General features: G+C 43.3%; 1 protein-coding gene. It reads right to left on the bottom strand.

What is annotated here, in order from left to right; all coding sequences use genetic code 11:
- Positions 1–22 precede the first annotated feature (22 nt).
- On the bottom strand, positions 23–254 hold a 232-nt coding region (locus tag AAEY94_RS20775; RefSeq protein ID WP_502959418.1), incomplete at its 5' end, for a hypothetical protein.

Here is a 254-nt window from a genome sequence, read left to right as displayed (position 1 = left end):
CTATATAATGCTCAGTTTGCTATTACTTCGCTTGATAAGATACTTTTACACCAAGTGCAAAACCGTCGTTGTCTTCAAACTTGCTGACAACTTGCTTAGTTGGGATTTGGCCTTCAGCATCACCGAACCACAGATATTTACCACCAGCAGACACTGCCCAGTTTTCAGTGATGTCATATTTACCACCTAGACCGACACTGTAATAGCCTTCAATTGGGCCAAGTGAAGTGACAGGATTACCTGCACCACTATCC

The organism is Shewanella sp. AC34-MNA-CIBAN-0136, assembly GCF_040309945.1.
Lineage (GTDB): Bacteria > Pseudomonadota > Gammaproteobacteria > Enterobacterales > Shewanellaceae > Shewanella.
This window is presented reverse-complemented; position numbering and strand designations above follow the sequence as displayed.